General features: G+C 69.8%; 23 protein-coding genes and 1 tRNA gene. 6 read left to right on the top strand and 18 right to left on the bottom strand.

Translation table 11 applies throughout. The features are described 5' to 3' along the window. Positions 1 to 4 precede the first annotated feature (4 nt). Both AB0436_RS08700 and AB0436_RS08695 read right to left on the bottom strand, forming a co-directional pair. Positions 5 to 2,539: an MFS transporter gene (locus AB0436_RS08700; protein ID WP_366467005.1), complete on the bottom strand. Its 2,535-nt coding sequence runs from the start codon at positions 2,537 to 2,539 to the stop codon at positions 5 to 7. Between the two features lie 50 nt (positions 2,540 to 2,589). Then, positions 2,590 to 3,060, bottom strand: a complete 471-nt coding sequence (locus tag AB0436_RS08695) for a MarR family transcriptional regulator (protein WP_366467004.1) — start codon at positions 3,058 to 3,060, stop codon at positions 2,590 to 2,592. Positions 3,061 to 3,271: 211 nt separating this feature from the next. Here AB0436_RS08695 and AB0436_RS08690 point away from each other — a divergent pair, with 211 nt between their 5' ends. Further along, positions 3,272 to 3,484 (top strand): hypothetical protein, encoded by a 213-nt coding sequence (locus AB0436_RS08690; protein WP_365853933.1) that lies wholly within the window; start codon positions 3,272 to 3,274, stop codon positions 3,482 to 3,484. A 90-nt stretch (positions 3,485 to 3,574) separates the two neighbouring features. On the opposite strand, the gene AB0436_RS08685 is transcribed toward AB0436_RS08690, so the two are convergent. The 7 genes from AB0436_RS08685 to AB0436_RS08655 form a co-directional block, all read right to left on the bottom strand. After that, the gene (locus AB0436_RS08685; RefSeq protein WP_365853935.1) at positions 3,575 to 4,426 is read right to left on the bottom strand and encodes an RNA polymerase sigma factor SigF; all 852 of its coding nucleotides are present in this window, start codon (positions 4,424 to 4,426) and stop codon (positions 3,575 to 3,577) included. Between the two features lie 212 nt (positions 4,427 to 4,638). Next, entirely contained in the window at positions 4,639 to 5,523 is an 885-nt protein-coding gene (locus AB0436_RS08680) for an RNA polymerase sigma factor SigF (RefSeq protein WP_366467003.1), read from the bottom strand. Between the two features lie 210 nt (positions 5,524 to 5,733). Continuing rightward, on the bottom strand, positions 5,734 to 5,898 hold the full coding sequence (locus tag AB0436_RS08675; RefSeq protein WP_365853939.1) for a hypothetical protein: 165 nt from the start codon (positions 5,896 to 5,898) through the stop codon (positions 5,734 to 5,736). Positions 5,899 to 6,025: 127 nt separating this feature from the next. Next, a tRNA-Ser gene (locus AB0436_RS08670) sits at positions 6,026 to 6,110 on the bottom strand. Positions 6,111 to 6,159: 49 nt separating this feature from the next. Beyond that, positions 6,160 to 6,624, bottom strand: coding sequence for a tRNA adenosine(34) deaminase TadA (gene tadA, locus AB0436_RS08665; protein ID WP_366467002.1), 465 nt, complete (start codon positions 6,622 to 6,624; stop codon positions 6,160 to 6,162). Positions 6,625 to 6,641: 17 nt separating this feature from the next. Next, complete coding sequence (locus tag AB0436_RS08660; RefSeq protein WP_366467478.1) at positions 6,642 to 7,169, bottom strand: hypothetical protein; 528 nt, start codon at positions 7,167 to 7,169, stop codon at positions 6,642 to 6,644. A 154-nt stretch (positions 7,170 to 7,323) separates the two neighbouring features. Then, the gene (locus AB0436_RS08655) at positions 7,324 to 7,530 is read right to left on the bottom strand and encodes a hypothetical protein (RefSeq protein WP_366467001.1); all 207 of its coding nucleotides are present in this window, start codon (positions 7,528 to 7,530) and stop codon (positions 7,324 to 7,326) included. A 93-nt stretch (positions 7,531 to 7,623) separates the two neighbouring features. Between AB0436_RS08655 and upp the strand changes: the two genes are divergently transcribed. Continuing rightward, a complete protein-coding gene (gene upp, locus AB0436_RS08650) occupies positions 7,624 to 8,259 on the top strand; it encodes a uracil phosphoribosyltransferase (RefSeq protein ID WP_366467000.1) in 636 nt (211 codons plus the stop codon). Positions 8,260 to 8,310: 51 nt separating this feature from the next. Here the strand turns inward: upp and AB0436_RS08645 are convergent, their stop codons facing one another. From AB0436_RS08645 to AB0436_RS08625, 5 genes are all read right to left on the bottom strand, one after another. Then, positions 8,311 to 8,940: a LytR C-terminal domain-containing protein gene (locus AB0436_RS08645; protein WP_366466999.1), complete on the bottom strand. Its 630-nt coding sequence runs from the start codon at positions 8,938 to 8,940 to the stop codon at positions 8,311 to 8,313. Between the two features lie 93 nt (positions 8,941 to 9,033). Then, complete coding sequence (locus tag AB0436_RS08640; protein WP_328537923.1) at positions 9,034 to 9,330, bottom strand: type II toxin-antitoxin system VapB family antitoxin; 297 nt, start codon at positions 9,328 to 9,330, stop codon at positions 9,034 to 9,036. Between the two features lie 81 nt (positions 9,331 to 9,411). Next, positions 9,412 to 10,056: a TetR family transcriptional regulator gene (locus AB0436_RS08635; RefSeq protein ID WP_366466998.1), complete on the bottom strand. Its 645-nt coding sequence runs from the start codon at positions 10,054 to 10,056 to the stop codon at positions 9,412 to 9,414. Positions 10,057 to 10,351: 295 nt separating this feature from the next. Continuing rightward, on the bottom strand, positions 10,352 to 11,290 hold the full coding sequence (locus AB0436_RS08630) for an AraC family transcriptional regulator (RefSeq protein ID WP_366466997.1): 939 nt from the start codon (positions 11,288 to 11,290) through the stop codon (positions 10,352 to 10,354). Positions 11,291 to 11,333: 43 nt separating this feature from the next. Continuing rightward, the gene (locus tag AB0436_RS08625; RefSeq protein WP_366466996.1) at positions 11,334 to 12,257 is read right to left on the bottom strand and encodes an NADP-dependent oxidoreductase; all 924 of its coding nucleotides are present in this window, start codon (positions 12,255 to 12,257) and stop codon (positions 11,334 to 11,336) included. A gap of 145 nt (positions 12,258 to 12,402) precedes the next feature. On the opposite strand from AB0436_RS08625, the gene AB0436_RS08620 reads away from it, so the two are divergent. After that, positions 12,403 to 12,801 carry a VOC family protein gene (locus tag AB0436_RS08620; RefSeq protein ID WP_366466995.1) on the top strand — a complete coding sequence of 133 codons (399 nt, stop codon included), beginning with the start codon at positions 12,403 to 12,405 and terminating at the stop codon, positions 12,799 to 12,801. A 22-nt stretch (positions 12,802 to 12,823) separates the two neighbouring features. Here the strand turns inward: AB0436_RS08620 and AB0436_RS08615 are convergent, their stop codons facing one another. After that, a complete protein-coding gene (locus AB0436_RS08615; protein WP_366466994.1) occupies positions 12,824 to 14,329 on the bottom strand; it encodes a SulP family inorganic anion transporter in 1,506 nt (501 codons plus the stop codon). A gap of 265 nt (positions 14,330 to 14,594) precedes the next feature. After that, on the bottom strand, positions 14,595 to 15,884 hold the full coding sequence (locus tag AB0436_RS08610) for an MFS transporter (protein ID WP_366466993.1): 1,290 nt from the start codon (positions 15,882 to 15,884) through the stop codon (positions 14,595 to 14,597). 493 nt (positions 15,885 to 16,377) lie between these two features. On the opposite strand from AB0436_RS08610, the gene AB0436_RS08605 reads away from it, so the two are divergent. Further along, complete coding sequence (locus AB0436_RS08605) at positions 16,378 to 17,136, top strand: IclR family transcriptional regulator C-terminal domain-containing protein (protein ID WP_366466992.1); 759 nt, start codon at positions 16,378 to 16,380, stop codon at positions 17,134 to 17,136. Positions 17,137 to 17,265: 129 nt separating this feature from the next. Further along, on the top strand, positions 17,266 to 18,564 hold the full coding sequence (locus tag AB0436_RS08600; protein ID WP_366466991.1) for a PP2C family protein-serine/threonine phosphatase: 1,299 nt from the start codon (positions 17,266 to 17,268) through the stop codon (positions 18,562 to 18,564). Here AB0436_RS08600 and AB0436_RS08595 read toward each other — a convergent pair. Both AB0436_RS08595 and AB0436_RS08590 read right to left on the bottom strand, forming a co-directional pair. After that, entirely contained in the window at positions 18,554 to 18,745 is a 192-nt protein-coding gene (locus AB0436_RS08595) for a DUF2795 domain-containing protein (RefSeq protein WP_366466990.1), read from the bottom strand. The two genes, AB0436_RS08600 and AB0436_RS08595, sit on opposite strands and share 11 nt — an antisense overlap. Before the next feature lie 114 nt (positions 18,746 to 18,859). After that, the gene (locus tag AB0436_RS08590; protein WP_366466989.1) at positions 18,860 to 19,297 is read right to left on the bottom strand and encodes a DUF2267 domain-containing protein; all 438 of its coding nucleotides are present in this window, start codon (positions 19,295 to 19,297) and stop codon (positions 18,860 to 18,862) included. Between the two features lie 230 nt (positions 19,298 to 19,527). Here AB0436_RS08590 and AB0436_RS08585 point away from each other — a divergent pair, with 230 nt between their 5' ends. Continuing rightward, positions 19,528 to 19,935, top strand: coding sequence for an SRPBCC family protein (locus AB0436_RS08585; protein ID WP_366466988.1), 408 nt, complete (start codon positions 19,528 to 19,530; stop codon positions 19,933 to 19,935). Positions 19,936 to 19,949 lie beyond the last annotated feature (14 nt).

Genomic DNA, 19,949 nt, shown 5'->3' with positions numbered 1-19,949 from the left:
GGCCCTACTCGCCCGGGTGGGCCAGTTCGATGTCGTGTCCGTCGACGCCGCTGCCCGCGACCGTCAACGAGCCCGCCACCGGGGGGTAACCGGTCGCGATGAGCGTGTACTCGCCCGAGTTGAGGTCGGCGAAGCCGTAGGCCCCGTCATCGCCGGTGGTCGCGGTGGCGACCACGTTTCCGGCCGCGTCGACCAGGGTCACCCGCGCGTCGGGCAGCGGGCGCCGGTCGGCTCCGCCGCGTACGACGCCCTGGACCAGGGCGCCGGACTGCAGGGCGGCCTCGATCCGGGTGACGCCCTGACCGCCGATCTCCACCGGCAGCGCCATCGGCCGGAAGCCGGTCGCGTTGACCGCGACGGTCACCGATCCGGGGATCAGCTCGGCGAAGGTGAACTCGCCCTGCGTGCCGGACTTTCCGGTGGCCAGCACATCGCCCCGGACGTCGGTGACGACGACCATGGCGCCCTCGATGGGCGTGCCGGCGTCGGCGGCCCTGACCAGGCCGGCGAGGCCGCTGGTGCCGGAGAGCAGGATGTCGTACGAGAGTTCCTCGTCGGACACCACCACGGTGGACGCCTGCGGCTGGAAGCCGTCGGCCGACGCGATCAGGACGTACGAGCCGGAGCCCGGCGCGTCCACCGCGTAACCGCCGTCGGCCTGCGACACCGCACGGCCCAGCTGGCGCCCGGCCAGCGAGATCAGCGTGACGGCCGCATGACTGACGGGTGCGCCTTCGGCGCCTCGGACCACACCGCGGATGGCGATGCCGGACGTGGGGGCGGGTTGCATCGGCATCGTCTCCTCGGGCTGGACACTGGAAACGTTCGGAACACGGGGAACGCTGGGAACACTCTTAACAGCGACGGGGGTGACCGCGTCGGCGGCCCCCTCGATGGCCTGCGCGGGCGCTGCCGCGTCAGCTCCGACCTCGGCGGGCACCGGGTCCGGAGCGCCCACGGCTCGGGTCCGCAGCGGGATCTCCTTGATGAACAGCGTCACCAGGAAGGCGATCAGCGCACAGGGGGCCGCGAACAGGAAGATGTCGGCGACACCGTGCCCGTAGGCGCTCTCCATGATCGTGCGCAGCGGGTCGGGCAGCTTGGACAGATCGGGGACCGAGCCGTCGCCCGCCGCCTTGGAGGCCAGCGCGGCGCCCTTCGGACCGAGGTCGGTGAGGCCGTCGGTGACGAAGTGGGTGACACGGTTGGCGAGCACCGCACCCAGCGCCGAGACGCCGACCGCGCCACCGAGGGAGCGGAAGAAGGTCACGGTGGAGGATGCCGAACCGAGGTCCTTCTGGGAGACCTGGTTCTGCGTGCAGAGCACCAGGTTCTGCATCATCATGCCGATGCCGAGGCCCATCAGCGCCATGAAGATCGCCACGTGCCAGTACGTCGTGTCGTACCGGATGGTGGAGAGCAGGCCGAGTCCCGCTGTGACCAGCAGGCCGCCGCTGACCAGCCAGGCCTTCCAGCGGCCGGTCCTGGTGATGAACTGACCCGAGACGGTCGACGAGATGAACAGACCGCCGATCATCGGGATCGTCATCACACCGGACATCGTCGGCGACTTGCCGCGCGCCAGCTGGAAGTACTGGCTGAAGAAGACCGTGCCGGAGAACATCGCCACACCGACGAACAGCGAGGCGATCGAGGCCAGCGTGATCGTCGGGTTGCGGAAGAGCCGCAGCGGGATGATCGGCTCGCTCGCCTTGGACTCGACGAGAACGAAGAGCAGGCCGAGAACGATGGAGCCGCCGACCATGGCGTAGGTCTGCCAGGAGATCCAGTCGTACTTGGTACCGGCGAAGGTGATCCAGATCATCAGCAGCGACACGGCCGCCGCGACGAAGAACGCGCCGGCCCAGTCGACCTTGACCTGGCGCTTGATGACCGGGAGCTTCAGGGTCTTCTGGATCACGATCAGCGCGACGACGGCGAACGGCACACCGGCGTAGAAGCACCAGCGCCAGCCGAGCCAGCTGGTGTCGGTGATGACACCGCCGAGCAGCGGTCCGCCGACGGTCGCGACTGCGAAGGTGGCGCCGAGGTAGCCGCTGTAGCGACCCCGCTCACGCGGGGAGATCATCGCGGCCATCACGATCTGTGCGAGGGCGGAAAGACCGCCGACGCCGACGCCCTGGATGACGCGGAAGATGATCAGGGTCGAGGAGTTCTGCGAGAGACCGGCCGCGGCCGAGCCGAGCACGTAGGTGCTCAGGGCTATCTGGACCAGCAGCTTCTTGCTGAACAGGTCGGACAGCTTGCCCCACAGCGGGGTGGTCGCCGTCATCGCGAGGAGCGATGCGGTGACGACCCAGGTGTACGAGGACTGGCTGCCGTGCAGGTCGGAGACGATCTTGGGCAGCGCGTTGGTGACGATCGTCGACGACAGGATCGCGACGAACATGCCGAGCAGCAGACCGGAGAGCGCCTCCATGATCTGCCGATGAGTCATCGGCGCGCTCTCATCGGGGGAGGCACTTCCCCCGTGCTTGGCGTGGCCGCCCCGCACACCTGCCGGTGTGGTCGTAGCCATGAAATTCCTCTGTCTCTACTTACGTGGGCTTTGCGGGTTCGAGCGGGGTGTTAAACAGGCGTTCCGGTGTGCTCGGGCCGACCGGCCCAGGTCCGGCAGTCGCCGAAGCTGCTGCGCAGTCGGGCCAGCAGTGTGTTGAGCTGTCCGACTTCGTCGTCGGACCAGTCGCTGAGGGTCCGAGCGAGCGTCGCGATATGGCGCTCGGCGAGGTCGTCGAGCATGTCGGCCCCCGCGGCGGTGAGCCGCAGGATGCGGGAGCGCTTGTCGTCGGGGTCCGCGGACCGCTCGATCCAGCCGCGCTCCGCGACGTGGGCCACATGCCGGCTGGTCACCGACATGTCCACGGCGAGCAATTCGGCGAGGCGGCTCATCCGCATCTCGCCGTGCTGGCCGAGCAGGGACAGCACGGCGGCCGACCCGGTCGGGCACTCCGGCGGGAGGATGCGGGCGAGGCCGCGCTTGACGGCGCCGATGGCATTCAGCTGTCTGGCCAGTTCCTCGAACTGACTGCGTTCCGCCACGACACCTCCCTGTGCGGTTCGTATGTTGTTGCTTGAGGCAACCATAAAGCCGTTGGTTGCTGCAGGCAAATGAAAAGGCACCGAGGAAGGTAAAGGAAGATGAAAAGCTTTGCATGTGCGAGGTCAACGAAGGGCCGGGCGGCGGTTCAGGGACCTGCCGCTCCGGCCCGGGGGTTGGGCGGGACCCACAGGTTCGCTAGGGTCCTGCCTCATGGCACACAACCCCCAAGCGCCCCAAGGCCCCGAGGGCAACTATGACCCGGCGGGCAGCACCCAGATGTTCCGCGCCTTCGTCGACGAGGGCGCTCCGCAGGGCGCGCAGCCTGCGGCCCCTCAGCAGCAGGCGGGCCCGAGAATCGGGCTGATCGTCGCTGTGGTCGCAGTGATCGTGGTTCTCATCGGCATCGGCGCGCTCGCGCTCTAGCTCAGGCCGACACCGGGCCCGGGGCCGCGAGGCCCCGGGGTTCGGGAAGTGCCGGGCTTTCCGGCCCGGCAAGGACCGACCGGTCAGGGCCTAGTCGGCGATGAGGCCCTCGCGCAACTGGGCCAGGGTCCGCGTCAGCAGCCGCGAGACGTGCATCTGCGAGATCCCCACCTCCTCGCCGATCTGCGACTGGGTCATGTTCGCGAAGAAACGGAGCATGATGATCTGCCGTTCGCGCGGCGGCAGTTTGGCCAGCAGCGGCTTCAGCGACTCCCGGTACTCGACGCCCTCCAGTGCCGTGTCCTCATAGCCCAGGCGGTCCGCCAGGGACCCCTCGCCGCCGTCGTCCTCGATGGAGGGCGAGTCGAGCGAGGACGCGGTGTACGCGTTGCCCACCGCGAGCCCGTCGACCACGTCCTCCTCCGAGACGCCCAGGACCGCGGCGAGTTCGGCGACGGTGGGCGAGCGGTCCAGCTTCTGGGCGAGTTCGTCGCTGGCCCGGGTCAGCGCCAGCCGCAACTCCTGCAGGCGGCGCGGCACCCGCACCGACCACGAGGTGTCACGAAAGAAGCGCTTGATCTCGCCGACCACGGTCGGCATCGCGAACGTCGGGAACTCGACGCCCCGTTCGCAGTCGAACCGGTCGATCGCCTTGATCAGGCCGATGGTGCCGACCTGGACGATGTCCTCCATCGGCTCGTTCCGGCTGCGGAACCGCGCCGCCGCATAGCGCACCAGCGGCAGGTTGAGCTCGATCAGCGTGTCCCGCACATAGGTGCGCTCCGGACTGTCCGGTTCCTGGGAGGCCAGCACGGCGAGGCGCAGGAAAAGGGAGCGGGACAGAGTGCGGGTGTCGATGGCTCCTGAGCTCGGCAATTCGGAGCTGAGTGTCTCCGGTGCGTCCTTCGTGAGCACCTTCGAGCTGCCCTGTTCTGCGGACATGCCACCCCCTTGAGGTCGCGGACGGTCGCGGCGGACGCTCCCGTCGGAGGAACGCAGCCTCCACCTGAATACCGGCGGGGGGACTGCGGCAAACGCTCTTCCAGCAGAATGTCACATGTCGTCAACACGCTGTAGCGCCAAGTCGACATAACTGCGCTGGAAAGAGAGGGTGTGCGGCATTTCTTCCGGAAGTGCGGGACCACCCGTACCGGTTAGGCCTCGATACGATTTGCGGATCGAAGCCGCGCGAAGCTCCTGGCCAGCAGTCTTGACACGTGCATCTGGGAGACACCCAGTTCCTGGCTGATCTGTGACTGGGTCAGATTGCTGTAGTAGCGCAGCATCAGGATGCGTTGTTCGCGCTCCGGCAGCTGGACCAGCAGGTGCCGGACCAGATCGCGGTGTTCGACACCGGCCAGCGCCGGATCCTCGTAACCGAGCCGGTCCAGCAGCCCGGGCAGCCCGTCGCCCTCCTGCGCCGCCTCCAGCGACTGGGCGTGGTAGGAGCGGCCGGCCTCGATGCAGGACAGCACCTCCTCCTCGGTGATGCGCAGCCGTTCGGCGATCTCGGCGGTGGTGGGGGACCGACCGTGCAGCGTCGTCAGGTCCTCGGTGGCGCCGGTGACCTGGACCCAGAGCTCGTGGAGCCTGCGGGGCACGTGCACGGTCCGTACGTTGTCGCGGAAGTAGCGCTTGATCTCGCCGACCACGGTGGGCATCGCGAACGTCGGGAACTGCACGCCGCGTGCCGGATCGAAGCGGTCGATCGCATTGATGAGACCGATGGTGCCGACCTGGACGACATCCTCCATCGGCTCGTTGCGGCTGCGGAACCGGGCAGCGGCGTAGCGCACCAGGGGCAGGTTCGCCTCGATCAGCGCTGCCCGTACGCGGTCGTGTTCGCGACTGCCCCGCTCGAGTGCTGTCAGCTGCGCGAACAGCACCTGGGTCAGCGCCCTGGTGTCCGCGCCCCGGCTCCTGGCGGGTGGGGTCTCCTCGATCGGGGTCAGTTGTGTCTCGGCCTGGGGCGACGCTTCAGGCGCAGTACTGGCCGGCACGGTCAACGCCACCCCTTTTTCGGTCAATTCATCCGTCAAAAGCGGTCATAGCATCACAAGACAGGTGCTCTGTGCGCAAGCACCACATAACGCCGTGTTGGTTGTCAATATGGGTCATACGCATAAAAAGGCCCCGGACCGGGAAGGCGCGGGGCCACGTTTCAGCAGGGCCGGATGGCCGCTCCACCCCCACTGGATGGCGGAGCAAGGCGTACCCCTTACGGGTGCACGGGTCGCGGACGTACGGGCTCAGCTCACCAGTTCGGTCATGAACTGCCCGACGCTCTTCGCGGCGTTCGAGACGCCCTCGAAGCCTACTTGCACCAGGTCGGCCGATCTGGCGGGGGAAGTGATGATCGTGTACAGCACGAAGACGACGACCATGTAGAGGATGATCTTCTTCGCTTGCACCATTCGGCCCTGCTTCCCCTGAGGTCCCTGAGCATCGCGCGAGTCTAACCGCACAGGACTTCGAAGGATCAAGAGGATCCGAACGAAAGCTCGAAGGGCCCCGGCAAGCTGCCGGGGCCCTTCGTCGGAGCGGTAGCGGAGGGATTTGAACCCTCGGTGAGTTTCCCCACACTCGCTTTCGAGGCGAGCTCCTTCGGCCGCTCGGACACGCTACCGAGAGAGAGCTTAGCCCAAGGTCGGCCGTGCTCCGAAATCGGCTTCCGGTCAGCGGTCCCGGAAGAAGGAAGTCAGCTGCTCGGCGCACTCATCGGCGAGTACCCCGACCACCACCTCGGGCCGGTGGTTGAGCCGGCGGTCCCGTACGACGTCCCAGAGCGAGCCCGCGGCGCCCGCCTTCTCGTCGACGGCGCCGAAGACCACCCGGTCCACTCGGGACTGGACGATCGCGCCGGCGCACATCGTGCAGGGCTCCAGCGTGATCACCAGCGTGCAGCCGGTGAGTCGCCACTCGCCCAGCGCGGCGGCGGCCCGCCGGATCGCCACTATCTCGGCGTGCGCCGTCGGGTCGCCGGTCGCCTCGCGTTCGTTGTGCCCGGTGGCCAGCACCGTGCCGTCCGAGGCCAGCACGACGGCGCCGACCGGCACATCGCCGGACAGCGCCGCGTGCCCGGCCTCGGCGAGGGCACGCCGCATCGCCACGGCCCAGGGATCACGGACAGGGTCGTGCATCAGGTCGTCATTCTCATCTAACGGACGGTCTCCAGCACTTCGGCGGCGCCCAGGGCGTCGGCGATGTCTGTGAGCGCATCGGTGCCCAGGGTCAGCAGCTCCTCCTCCGGCACGCCGAGATCGGCGAGGATCGCGATGTCCCCGAGCGGGCCCGGTGGCACGGCGTCGCCCGTGTCGGTCCCGTCGTCCTCGTCCTCCTCGCGCTCACCGTCCTCCGTACCGTCGAGGTCGACAAGTTCTTCCAGCACGTCCGGGTCCTGAGGGTCCCGTCCGAGCAGCTCGTCGGTGAGCAGGATCTCTCCGTACGAGGAACGGCTTGCGGCTGCGGCGTCCGAGACGTAGATCCGTGGATCCTCCTCACCGTCGACCCGGACGACGCCGAACCAGGCGCCCTCCTGCTCGATGAAGACCAGGACCGTGTCCTCGTCCGGCGAGGCTTCCCGGGCGAGGTCGGTCAGATCGCTGAGGGTTTCCACATCGTCGAGCTCCGTGTCGCTCGCTTCCCACCCGTCTTCGGTGCGCGCGAGCAGTGCGGCGAAGTACACCGTGACTCTCCCACTGGTCATAGGTGTGATGTTCCGACAGGGCGACCTGTGCCTCGCCCACTGGGAATCGTGGCAGAAACATGGGCATTGCGAGAGGTCTTCGGCCTCAGGTTTCCGTGTTGCTTCGGGAACCCGGTAAAACCTTGGGCAGTCGTTACCAGCGGAAGGTGCGCATCCGCATCGCCTGGCGCATCCTCGCGACCTTGGCGCGCCTGGGCTGTACGCGATCGCGGAGTTCCTTGGCCTCGTTCAGATCGCGGAGGAACTTCGCCCGGCGCCGACGGCGTTCGGCGGCGCTCTCCCGGGTGAGTCCCGGCTCGTGCCCCTGGTCGTGTTCCCGTTGGTTCTCGGACTCCGGCATCGACGACACCACCTTCGTACGTCCCCACCTTCCCTCCGGCCGGGGGGTTGATGCCAGCGCGGGGGCGGCTCGTGGCCCGGTTACCGTTGTCGCATGCGTATCCATGTCGTCGACCACCCGCTGGTGGCGCACAAACTCACCACGCTGCGCGACAAGCGCACCGACTCCGCGACCTTCCGGCGGCTCGCCGACGAGCTGGTCACCCTGCTCGCCTACGAGGCCACCCGGGATGTGCGGACCGAGCAGGTCGACATCGAGACACCGGTGACGGCCACCACCGGAGTGAAGCTCTCCTACCCGCGGCCGCTGGTCGTGCCGATCCTGCGGGCCGGTCTGGGGATGCTCGAGGGCATGGTGCGGCTGCTGCCGTCCGCCGAGGTGGGCTTCCTGGGCATGGTCCGCAACGAGGAGACTCTGGAAGCCTCCACCTACGCGACCCGGATGCCGGACGACCTCTCCGGCCGCCAGGTGTACGTACTCGACCCGATGCTGGCCACCGGCGGCACGCTGGTCGCCGCGATCCGCGAGCTGATCAAGCGCGGCGCCGACGATGTGACCGCGGTGGTGCTGCTCGCGGCGCCGGAGGGCGTCGAGCTCATGGAGCGGGAGCTGGCAGGGACGCCGGTCACCGTGGTCACGGCGGCCGTCGACGACCGGCTCAATGAGCAGGGCTACATCGTGCCCGGGCTCGGTGACGCCGGCGACCGGATGTACGGGACGGCCGACTAGGTCCTGTCCGGGTCCTCCGGGCCGGCAAGGATCCGCCGGACGGGAGCCGCGTCAGCACTTCCCGGAGGGCGCGGGTGACGGGTGGGTCAGTACGGTCATCGCCTTGGCCGCGTCCTGCGGCGTGGCCAGCGATGTGAACGCGCTGCCGATGATCAGGTCGACGTCCTGCGTGGTACGGGTGTCGGTCTTCTGCTGGGCACCCGTCACCTGCGTCCCGAGTACCGCGAACGCGCCCCGCGAGGTCTTGGCGGCGCCGATCAGCAGACCGGCCCCCTTGACCTTCTTGTCGTAGGCGGGCGGGGCGTTGCCCACCTTGCCGACCGCGAAGCCGCGCTTCTTCAGTGCGTCGGCGGTGGACTTGGCGAGTCCACCGCGGGTGGTCGCGTTGTAGACGTTGATCTTGATCTTCGCGGGCTTCGGCAGCGCGCCGGCCGCCGCCTTCCGCGGTGCGGGGGACGCCGACGGCCCGCAGTTCTGCCCGGCCGCCGACGCCTTGTCGGATCCGCCGGTGAAGACATTGATGAGCTGCAGCGAGCCCCAGCCGACCAGGCCGAGGGCGACCACGGCGGCCAGCACGCCGAAAATGATCCGGCCGCGACGCCGGGGGCGGCGCATTCTCGGATATGTGTCGCCCGTGATGCGGTACTTTCCGCCCATGCCGGGGGGTGTGAGCATGCTCATGAGCGCAGCGTAGTGCGGCTCGGCTGCGTTGCGAACTATCTGATCATCGGATGGCAGCCGGATGGGCAAAAAAGGCCCCGAAAGGCCCAGTGATCAGCCCATTTCAAGCACGCGGGCGTGCAGCACCTGCCGCTGTTGGAGTGCCGCGCGGACAGCTCGGTGCAGTCCGTCCTCCAGATAGAGGTCGCCCTGCCACTTCACGACATGCGCGAAGAGGTCGCCGTAGAAGGTGGAGTCCTCGGCGAGCAGCGTTTCGAGGTCCAGCTGTCCCTTGGTGGTTACGAGCTGGTCCAGCCGGACGGGACGCGGCGCGACGTCCGCCCACTGCCGGGTGGATTCCCGGCCGTGGTCGGGGTACGGCCGGCCGCTTCCGATGCGCTTGAAGATCACACGGAAAGCCTACCGGGGAAGCGAGTGCGGGCGCAGCCATGGCGCAGGAAACGCGGCCTGTGACCATGACCGGCGGGCGGCTCAGCGCAGGGTGGGCAGGCCCGCGGCGAGCGCGGCGAGGGTCCGGTGAAGCGTCGGAAGCAGCGGCGGGCGGGCCGCGGCCAGCTCCGGTTCCCGGTCGTACAGCTCGATGAGCACCGGCGGCGGGGTGGCCACCGGATAGAGCATGCCCGCGAGCGCGGTCGCCGTCGTGACCAGGTCCCGGCCTTCGTTCTCGGTCAGCTCGGGGAGCGACCTGGACACCTGCGCGGCCAGGGCATGGATGGTTCCCAGCGCGGTGTGCTTGAAGGTGCGCGCTGCTTCCAGCGAGATGTTGTGTTCCAGGACGGTCGCGGTGACGCTCAGGAGGTCACAGAAGAGAGGCAGTTCGACCAGTGTCCCGGCCAGCGCGCCGACCGCGTCGTCGCCCGCTTCGAGCCGTTCCGTCACCGCGTCCTGCCATTGCTGCCAGCCCTCTGCCGCGAGGACCAGAAAGATCTCTTCGCGGGTGCTGAAGTACCGGATGACGTTCGACTTGGCGAGGCCCACCACCTCGGCGACGCTGCCCAGCGTCACCCTGTTCGCTCCTTGTTCCAGGGCAAGCCCGCGAGCGGCCGCGAGAATGGTGTCGCGCCGCTGCTGCTTCTGCTCCGGTCGGCGGGCCCGGGCGAATTCCTGTGATGACATGACTCGGTCAGCATACGAGAGGCTCAGCAGACCTGCATTGCCTTATTATCGCACCCTCGTTCTTTTATCGGATCGCGCGTCAAGGCAATTGCGTTCGGTGCTTCCGCACATGATTCATCGGCATTTCGCAGGGTTATCAACGGCCGCCTCCAATTGTGCAGCGCAACCCCGGAGTTGATGCCTTTTCCGGTCCCGGCCGCTAAGGGAGGGATCGGGTGAGCTGCTGTGCGACTCGAAGCGGCCGTCCGGCTCCTGGCCGAGCAGCCGGACGCGGCGGGCCGGAACGGACCGAGCGTCAGGCCGGCTGCCTGCTACGACGGTAGTTGCCGGGGGCCACGCCGTACTCCCGTTTGAACGCCTTGCCGAAGGCGAACTCCGAGCCGTACCCGGCCCGGGCGGCGATCGCGCTGAGTGGGAGGTCCGCATCGCGCAGCAGCCCGGCGGCCGTGGTCATGCGCCAGCGCGTCAGGTAGGCGAGCGGAGGTTCCCCCACCAGTGCGGCGAACCGGCGGGCGAAGGCCGCACGGGAAAGGCCGGCCCGGGCGGCGAGCGACTCGACCGTCCAGCGGGCCGCCGGGTCCTCGTGCATCGCCGCCAGCGCCGGGGCCACCGCCGGATCACGCAGAGCGGCGGCCCAGCCCTGGGCGCCCTCGGCGGGCCGGCTCTCCAGCCAGGCGCGCAGGATGTACAGCAGCAGCGCGTCGATCAGCGAGGTCACTATGGAGTCCGAGCCGCTGCGCGGACTCTCCAGCTCGGCCCCGAGGAGCCGGACGGCGGCGGCGAGTTCCGGATGGCTTCCGGGGTCGGCCGGCAGGTGGATCAGCTCGGGCAACTGGCGGACCAGCGGGTGCGGCCTCCCCTGGTCCAGGTGGTAGCTGCCGCAGAGCAGGCTGGTCCGCGCGCCGTCCCCGCCGAGCGTGAGCATGCCGATCGGCGGCCCCTGGCTGTAGCGCTCGTCCTCGGGTTCGGTGACCGGCGACGACGGGTCGTCGGCGAGGATGTGGCCCCGGCCGTCCCGTAGGAAGACGACATCGCCGGGCGCCAGGCACAGCGGCCGGGGGCCGGGTGCACTGCCGGCCAGCGGGATCAGCCAGCAGGTGCCGTGCAGCACCACATGGAAACCGGCCCCGGACACGGGTGACAGCCGCAGCCCCCAGGGCGCGCGGCCCTCCGTACGGATCGATGCCGGGCGTCCCGTCCGCATCGAGCCCAGTGCCTCACTGAGTACGTCCATGTCCCGCTTCTCCCCCGGTCCGGTGCTGCTGCGAGCCCTGCGCTCAGACGGTCAGGACGATCTTCCCCTGGGTGCGGCCGGACTCGATCAACTCGTGCGCCTTGCCGGCCTCCTCGAGCGGGAAGATCTCCGAGACATGCGGGCGGATCCGCCCTGCGTCGACCAGCTCCGCGATGGCCTGCAGCGAGGCGTAGTCCGGCTCCACCGAGACCCCGGCGAAGCGCATCCCGGCTGCTTCCGTCCGCGCGATCAGCTCTGCGTCGCCGTGTTCCAGGATGCTGACGAGTACGCCGCCCGGGCGCAGTACCCGGAGCGACCGCGCCCCCTGGGCCGTGGAGTCGAGGACCACGTCGACGTCCCGTACCGCATCGGTGAAGTCGGTGGTCCGGTGGTCGATCACCTCGTCGGCGCCCAGGCCGCGTACGAAGTCGTGCCTGGCGGCGCTCGTCAGCGCGATCACCCGCGCACCGCGCGCCTTGGCGATCTGTACGGCGAGGTGGCCGACTCCGCCGGCCGCCCGGTGGATCAGTACCCGCTGGCCGGGGGTCAGCCGCGCCGCGTCCACCAGCCCCTGCCATGCGGTGAGAGCGGCCAGCGGCAGTGCCGCGGCGTGTACGTGGTCGATCGAGGCCGGCTTGCGGGCCACCTGGCGTGACGGGACGGCGACGTACTCGGCGTAGGCGTCGGCGGCGCGCGGGAAGAAGGGCATCCCGTAGACCTCGTCCCCGATCGCGAACCGCGCACCGGGTCCCGCGCTCTCGACGACGCCGGACACGTCCCAGCCGACGCCGAACGGCGGCTCTCCGAGCAGCGGGAAAGCGCCCGATCTGACCGCCGCGTCCACCGGGTTCACCGCACTGGCGTGGACCCGGATCAGCACCTCTCCGGAAAGCGGCTGCGGACGTTCCCGCTCCACGAGCTCGAGGACTTCGGGGCCGCCGAACGAGTTCTGGATGACTGCGCGCATGGGAATCTCCCGGTGTTCCTGAAAGGGTGGGTTGATGTGTTCAACCGTAGGGAGATCGGATGAGACGCAGAATGGTTTTTCGTCTCGTCTGCATGTCCCAGCGTCTGCAGTCCAGCGTCTTACCCACCGGATGAAGGGGAACGCCATGCGCGTAATCGGCTTCGACCACCTGGTTCTCAACGTCGCCGACGTCGAACGCTCGCTCGCCTTCTACTGCGGGCCGCTCGGTCTCGAACCGGTCCGGGTCGACGAGTGGCGGGCGGGCAAGGCGCCCTTCCCGTCGGTACGGATGAGCCCGACGGCCATCATCGACCTCGTGCAGGAGCCGGAGGGGCCGGGACAGTTGTCCCCGGCGGCCAATGTCGACCACTTCTGCCTGGTGGTCGAACCGCTCGACTGGAACCAGGTCATCGACGCGGGCGAGCTGGCGGTGTTGGACGGCCCCGGCCGGCGGTTCGGGGCGCAGGGAACCGCCGAGTCGGTGTATGTGCAGGACCCGGACGGCAACACCATTGAGCTGCGCTGGTACCCGCGGGACGCCTGACCCCGCGGGGCGGCCCGGCGTCTCAGCTGCCGGTGAGTTCCCCGCTGAGGGTGCGGTGCAGGTCGGCGCTCGGCTGGTTGAGCCCGATGATCTCGGCGCTCTTTCCGCGCTCCCGGTACTTCGCGGTGACCGCGTCCAGCGCGGCCACCGACGACGCGTCCCAGATGTGCGCGGCGGTCAGGTCGATGACGACCTGGTCCGGGTCGCCCGCATAGTCGAACCGGGTGACCAGGTCGTTGCTCGACGCGAAGAAGAGTTCTCCGCTGACGGAGTAGACCACCTGGCCGCCGTCGGGGTCGGTGACCGCGGTGACATCGGCGTGGTGGGCGACGCGGCGGGCGAAGACGACCATCGCGATCACCGAGCCGACGACGACGCCGATGGACAGATTGCCGGTGGCGACCACCACGGCGACCGTGATCACCATGACCGCGGTCTCGCCCAGCGGCATCCGCTTCAGGGTGGCCGGCTTGATCGAGTGCCAGTCGAAGGTGCCGACCGAGACCAGGATCATGACGGCGACCAGCGCCGCCATGGGGATCTTGGACACCACAGGTCCGAGCCCGACGCAGAGGTTGAGCAGGAAGAACCCGGCGAGGAAGGTGGAGAGCCGGGTCCTGGCGCCGCTCTTCACGTTGATCATCGTCTGGCCGATCATCCCGCAGCCACCCATGCCACCGAACAGCCCGGTGACGACGTTGGCGATGCCCTGCCCGACGGACTCGCGGGTCTTGTTGGAGCGGGTGTCGGTGAGGTCGTCGACCAGGCGGGCGGTCATCTGGGATTCCATCAGTCCGACCAGCGCCATGGCCAGCGCGTACGGGGCGATGAGCGTCAGCGTGTGGACGGTGAACGGCACGTCCGGCAGGCCCGGCACCGGCAAGGCGGAGGGCAGCTTGCCCTTGTCGCCCACGGTGGGCACCGCGATGCCGGCGGCGACAGTGATCACGGTCAGGATGACGATGGACACCAGCGGCGCGGGCACCGCCCTGGTGATTTTCGGGAACAGCACCATGAGCGCGAGCCCGCCCACGACCAGCGGGTACACCTCCCACGGCACATCGTGCAGATTGGGGATCTGGGCCAGGAACAGCAGGATGCCCAGGGCGTTCACGAAGCCGACCATCACCGAACGCGGCACGAACCGCATCAGTTTCGCCACGCCGAGACCGCCGAGGACGATCTGGATCACCCCGGCCAGCATCACGGTCGCGATCAGGTAGCCGAGGCCGTACTGCCGGGCGATGGGCGCGACGACGAGGGCGACGGCGCCGGTGGCGGCGGAGATCATTGCCGGGCGGCCGCCGACGAACGCGATCGTCATCGCCATGGTGCACGCGGCGAACAACCCCACCTTGGGGTCGACACCGGCGATCACCGAGAACGAGATCGCCTCCGGAATGAGCGCCAGACCGACCACCAGCCCGGCCAGGACCTCGGTCCGCAGGACCTTGGGGGAGGACAGCCACGGTGGGCGGCGGTAGCCGCGCAGCCGGGCAGCGGGGGACGGAGCGGAAGCAGTCTGCAAGGAGGCACCTTGTCGTATGCGGGCCCCCGACATCGTGGCGCGTGGGCGGGCCTGGGCGTACGGGAGACCGGGCGGCATCCCGCGATCGCCCGCGCGGGCGGGCGGAAGTCTTGGGGGCGCCGGGAATCGGAGCCCTTCGCCGGGGAGCGTCATCGGCCCGGCGGCTCGCGGGTGGCGGTCGGCTTTCTCTCCGCCCCGCGTCCCGGCTGCGCCCATCGACTCTACCCGGCGCCCGGCGACGCCTCCGAAATCTGCTGGTACGGGGTCAGGCGGCCGGCGCGAGTTCGGACAGCGGAGCTCCGGCGGACCGCAGGGCGGGGATCGGCCGCCGGCCGGTGATGCAATGCCTGTTCACGTAGCCCGCGGCGATGATCCCGGTGATGAGCAGGCCGCCCGACACCAGCGCTCCGCGTGCCCCGGCGAACTGCAGCAGCAGGCCCAGCAGCGGTGGCCCGGCCAGGTTCCAGCCGGTGCTCGCGCTCCGCCAGACGCCGAGTACCCGGCCGCGCATCTCCGGCGCCGGCTCGGTCTGGAGCACGGTCGCGCCGGCCGTGTCGGAGAGCGACTCCACCGTGGCCATCGGGATGACCAGCAGGATCAGCACGGTCAGTCCGGGTGAGAGCCCTGCCGCGACCTGGAGCAGCGCCCCGCCGGCCGCCAGGGCGCCCACCAGCCGCACCGAGGGCTTCCGCATCCGTCCGGCGAGCAGCGCGCCGGCGATGCCTCCTACGGCGAGCACCGTGGAGACCGTGCCGAAGTCGCTCTGGCTCGCGTGCAGCGGGCCGGTGACGAGTACGACGAGCGTCAGCTGGTAGTTGCGGCCGAAGACCGAACTCAGACCGGTGATCGCCGCCAGGGCGACCAGCCGGGGACGCCGCAGGAAGTACGTGAGTCCCTCGCGGACCTCGCCGCCGCCCGGGGCACGGCTCCGGCCGCCGCCGCTCTTCCGCTCGCCCCGCGGCGGCCGCCGCGCGGCAGCGACCTGGGCGGCCGTGGCACGTACGGCGTGGGCGGCCGGCCGCAGAAAGGGGATGACGGCAGCTACGAACAGGAAGGACACACCGTTGGCGACATAGGCGGCCGACGTACCGAGGGTGCCGATGGCGACGGCCGCCAGAGCCGTGCCGATGAGACGTCCCGCGCTGTGCACCACCGAGCCGAGAGCGATCGCCGACGGCACGTCCTCGGCGGGCACCAGGTCGTTGCCGAGCAGCGAGGTCGCCGGTCCGTCGATGGTGTTCACGATCCCGGTCACCGCAGCCAGCACCAGCAGTACCGGCATGTTGAGCATGCCCAGGCCCAGCAGCGCGGCGGTGCAGAAGGCGACACCCGCGAGAACCGTCTGGCTCACCATCGCGGTGAGCTTGCGCGGCCAGCGGTCGACGGCGGCGCCGCCCGCCAGCCCCAGCAGCAGGCCGGGGCCGGCCTGCACGGCCAGCGACAGGCCGGTGGCCGCGGGAGAACCGGTGATCTGCAGCACCAGCAGATTCTGCACGGTGAGCTGCATCCAGGCGCCCATGTTGGACACCAGGTTGGCCGCGGACCACCAGCGCATGCTGGGTATGCGCAGACAGCGCCAGGGATTCCGGTCCGCCGTGGTGCGGGACCCGCGGCGTCCGGGCCGGAGCCGGGACAGGACGGCGTACGGCGGCGGGGACGGTTCGTCCGGGGCAGCAGGTTCGTCAGGCGCAGCAGGGCGCGGTGAAGCGGTGACGGAGGGGGGCAAGGCGCAGCCTTTTCGTTCCGGGGTCCGGGAAATGAGGGACTCGGACCCGGGGCTCGCCTCCGGTCGAGACTTCTCGCATGCCGGACGGTGTGGAGCGCGCAAGCGCGGCCGTCTCCACCGGACCGGCGATTCAATGTTCACAAACCCTTCGCGGATCCGGAACCGAGTGCCCGCCCGGCCCGCCATATGCGGACCCAACTCCCTTGTTCTCAGGGCGCATCCGGTCTGCGGTGGCGTTGCTCACAGGGTCGCCGGCACCGGACCGCCGAGGAGATTCTCAGGCCACCTTGCCGACCCCGTGGGCCAGGCGCAAGCTGGTCGCATGGGTGCTCAGGACGGCCCCACGCTCATCACGTCGGTGCAGCGAGCCTTCCGCCTGATGGAAGCCGTGGGGGCACACGAGGGCGGCGCCCCGGCCAAGCAGCTGGCGCGGGAGGCGGGGCTGCCGCTGGCCACCACGTACCACCTGCTGCGGACGCTCACGCACGACGGATATCTGCGGAAACTCGACGACGGCGGCTTCGTCATCGGGGACAAGCTCCATCATCTGCACAGCGGAAGCCGCGGGCAGGAATTGCTCAATCGGGTCCGCCCCACCCTCGGCGCGCTGCGCGACCAGGTGTCGGCGGCGGCCTATCTGACGTTCTACGAGGAGGGCGAGATCCGGGTCGCCGAGATCGTCGACGGCCCCCGGGCGCCCCGGGTCGACCTCTGGGTGGGGTTCGAGGACGCCGGACACGCCACCGCGCTCGGCAAGTGCGTACTGCGGGAACTGGACGACGAGGCGCGCAACGACTACCTCTCCCGGCACTCGCTCAACGACCTCACGCCCCGCACCATCACCCACCCCTTCGAACTGCTGCGCCGGCTCGACGCATCGCCGACCGCTCCGGGCGTCATGGATCTGGAGGAGTACGCCGTCGGCACGGTCTGTCTCGCGGTGCCCGTCTACAGCGGGGAGAAGCTCGGTTCGCTCGGGGTCTCCTTCCGGGCGGACCGGCTGACACAGACCGACCAGGTGCGGGCCACGCTGTTGTCGACGGCGGGGCGGGTGACCAGGGGGCTCTCCCTCTCGGAGTGACCGGTTCATGATGTGGCCGGTTCATTATGTGAAATATGGGCCCTTGTGGCGCACCCGCTGCTCCCTGTTTCCTAGACAAAACGGACATGAGCGTGCGTATGTGAACGGAGCAGCGGATTGCGGGGAAAGATGAGCCGGGCCCTCGACCACCAGCGTCACCACCGGCCGGTACGGGGGCTCACCGAGCGGTCGACCGGCGGGCGGGTGCAGAGCCGTACGGGTATCGCCGCCCAGCTGACCTCCGCACTGCCGGCCCTGATCGTCACTGCCGTGGCACTTCTCGCGCTGATCGGCGGAGCCGGTACGACCTGCCTGCCGCTGCTCGTCGTCGGGCCCGCGCTGGCCGCCGCGATCAACCGGCCGTGCGCCGTCCTCGCGATCGGGCTGCTGGCCGTGGCGCTCGGTGCCGTGCTCGGCGTACGCAGCGGAGCGTCGGGCGCCGAGCAGGCGTTCGTGCTGTCGGCTCTGGTCGCGGTCATCCTGGCCACCAGCCTGGACAGCGCGTTGAGGTGCCGTCGCGAACGGGTGCTGGCCGACGTCCGGTCGGTCGCCGAGGCCGCCCAGCATGCTCTCCTGCGGCCGGTGCCCGAGGCGGTCGGCGACTTCCAGGTGGCGGTCCGCTACAGCGCCGCCGCGGCGGAGGCCCGGATCGGCGGCGACCTGTACGCCCTGCTGCCCACCCCGTACGGGGTCCGGCTGATCGTCGGCGATGTGCGGGGCAAGGGCCTGCCGGCGGTCAGCACCGCGGCTCTGGTACTCGGTGTCTTCCGCGAGGCCGCGTACGACGAGCCGGACCTGCTGGACGTCGTGCGAAGGATCGAGCGGAGCCTCGCGCGGAATCTCGGCGCGGACGACTTCGTCACCGCGGTCGTCGTCGGCTATCCCCGGACCGGGTTCATGGAGATGGTCAACTGCGGTCATGTGCCGCCGCTGCTGGTGCGCCGGACGGGTGTCACCACTGTCGAAACCGCCTGCCCGGCGGCGCCCCTCGGTCTCGGCGCCATGGGCGGCCGGACACCGGCCGTCCAGGTGGTGCCGTTCACCGACGGCGACCAGCTGCTCGTCTACACCGACGGGGTGACCGAGGCCCGCGACCAGCACCGGGAGTTCTACCCGCTCGGGGAGCGGCTGGCCGAGCAGGTGTCGGACGACCCGGCCGGCACGCTGGACGTGCTGCACGAGGAACTGCTGGCCCATGTGGGCGGCCACCTGCACGACGACGCGGCCCTGCTGCTCGTCCGGAAACCGGCCGCCACCGCGCGGACTGGTCGGGAACCCGCTGGACCGGAGCCCGCCGAACTGGAGCCCGCCGAACCGGAGCCCACGCCGGATCTTGCGGCTGCGGCACCGGCCGTACGGCAGTGGACGGAACCGGTCGGCCGGGCGGGGACCCGCCGGCCGACCGTCGCCCGCCCGTTCACTCGTTGAAAATGGCCTTCTGCACGTCATTCGGCCCGTCGAACCGGTCGGTGCCGGCCGAGGACAGCTTGTCGACGAGCGCGTTGTCGGCGCCGTTCTCCTTGGCAACCTCCGCGAGGTGCTTCCGGTCGGTCGGGTATTCGGCGCCCTTGAGCGCCTTCTGCAGGTCGATGGGGTTGATGTCTGCCATGGCTCCTGCGTCCTTTCCTGGGGAGCCTCCGGGTACCCGGCCCGCATCGGGGAAACGGACTATCCGGTCAGAAGCCGCCAAGCCCGGCGTGCTGTCGGCCGGAGCCGCGCGCCGTCAGGCTTCCGGCTCGTCGGCCCGGGAGCTCGGCAGCAGCTCGCGGATGTCCGCCGGCAGTGCCTCCGCCACCTTCTCCATCAGCTCGGGGGTGACCGCCGCGTCGAGCACCTCCAGTACGGCGGTGGACTCCCGGATGGCGCTGTCCTCGGTGGTGCCGGCCCGGCCCGCGACCCGGCCGGTGAACGTGACCAGGTCGAAGCGCTCCCCGTGACCGCCGGAGAGCCGGCCGTGCACCGCCTCCTGCGATGCCGTCGTCGCCGAGGTGATGGCCGTGGCCAGGGTCGGCGGAAGCTGCGCGGCCAGGTGATCGGCCAGCCCGGGCGGCACTCGTTCGGCGAGCGTGGTGAGCACCGCGCGGGTCGCCTGCTCGGCGGAGCCGCGGCTCGGCAGCTGGGCGAGTGCCTGCACCTTGCCGATCAGTTCGTCGTGCTGCATGGTTCTCCACGTCCTTCCCGGGAGGATCCGCCGTCGCCGGAGGCGGCCACTGTGTCGGTCCGTAGGCCCGCCGGGTGCCCGTGCGTACCGGGAACAACCACGGCACCGATGGAGCGCGCAGTTCTCCAGCACTCGCCGGGCGACCGGCCGTGAGGCAGCGTGGAACGGGAGAAGCAGACGCAGACCGGTGAGGCCGGCGAGGGCCGGACCCGTTCCGAGGAGCGAAGCAGATGGCCGAGTACGAACGTTCCCGCACCATGCCCGCCGCGCCGGAGGCGGTTTTCGACCAGGCCTGTGATCTGGACAGGCTCGACAGCTGGCTGCCGCGCGACCTTCATGTGCACCCCGATGATCCCCCTGCGGTCAGCGTGCACGAGGACACCACCGGGCAGGACGCCGCGGGCCTGGTACGGGTGCAGAAGGACCAGATGCGGATGGAGTGGGGCACCCGCAGCGACGGCCGGTACGCCGGGTGGCTCCAGGTGGCCGGCATCGGCAGAGCCAGCCAGGTGACGGTTCACCTGTCCTTCTTCGAGGGATCCCACCCACCCGAGGACCGAACGCTCGACGATCGGCTCGAAAAGAGCCTCGACCGGCTCGCCGAACAGGTCCGGCTGCACACCGACACCGCCGGATGACACCGGCTCCACCG

Origin of the sequence: Streptomyces sp. NPDC051322, from assembly GCF_040689485.1 — a bacterium.
Taxonomy (GTDB): Bacteria; Actinomycetota; Actinomycetes; order Streptomycetales; family Streptomycetaceae; genus Streptomyces.
This window is presented reverse-complemented; position numbering and strand designations above follow the sequence as displayed.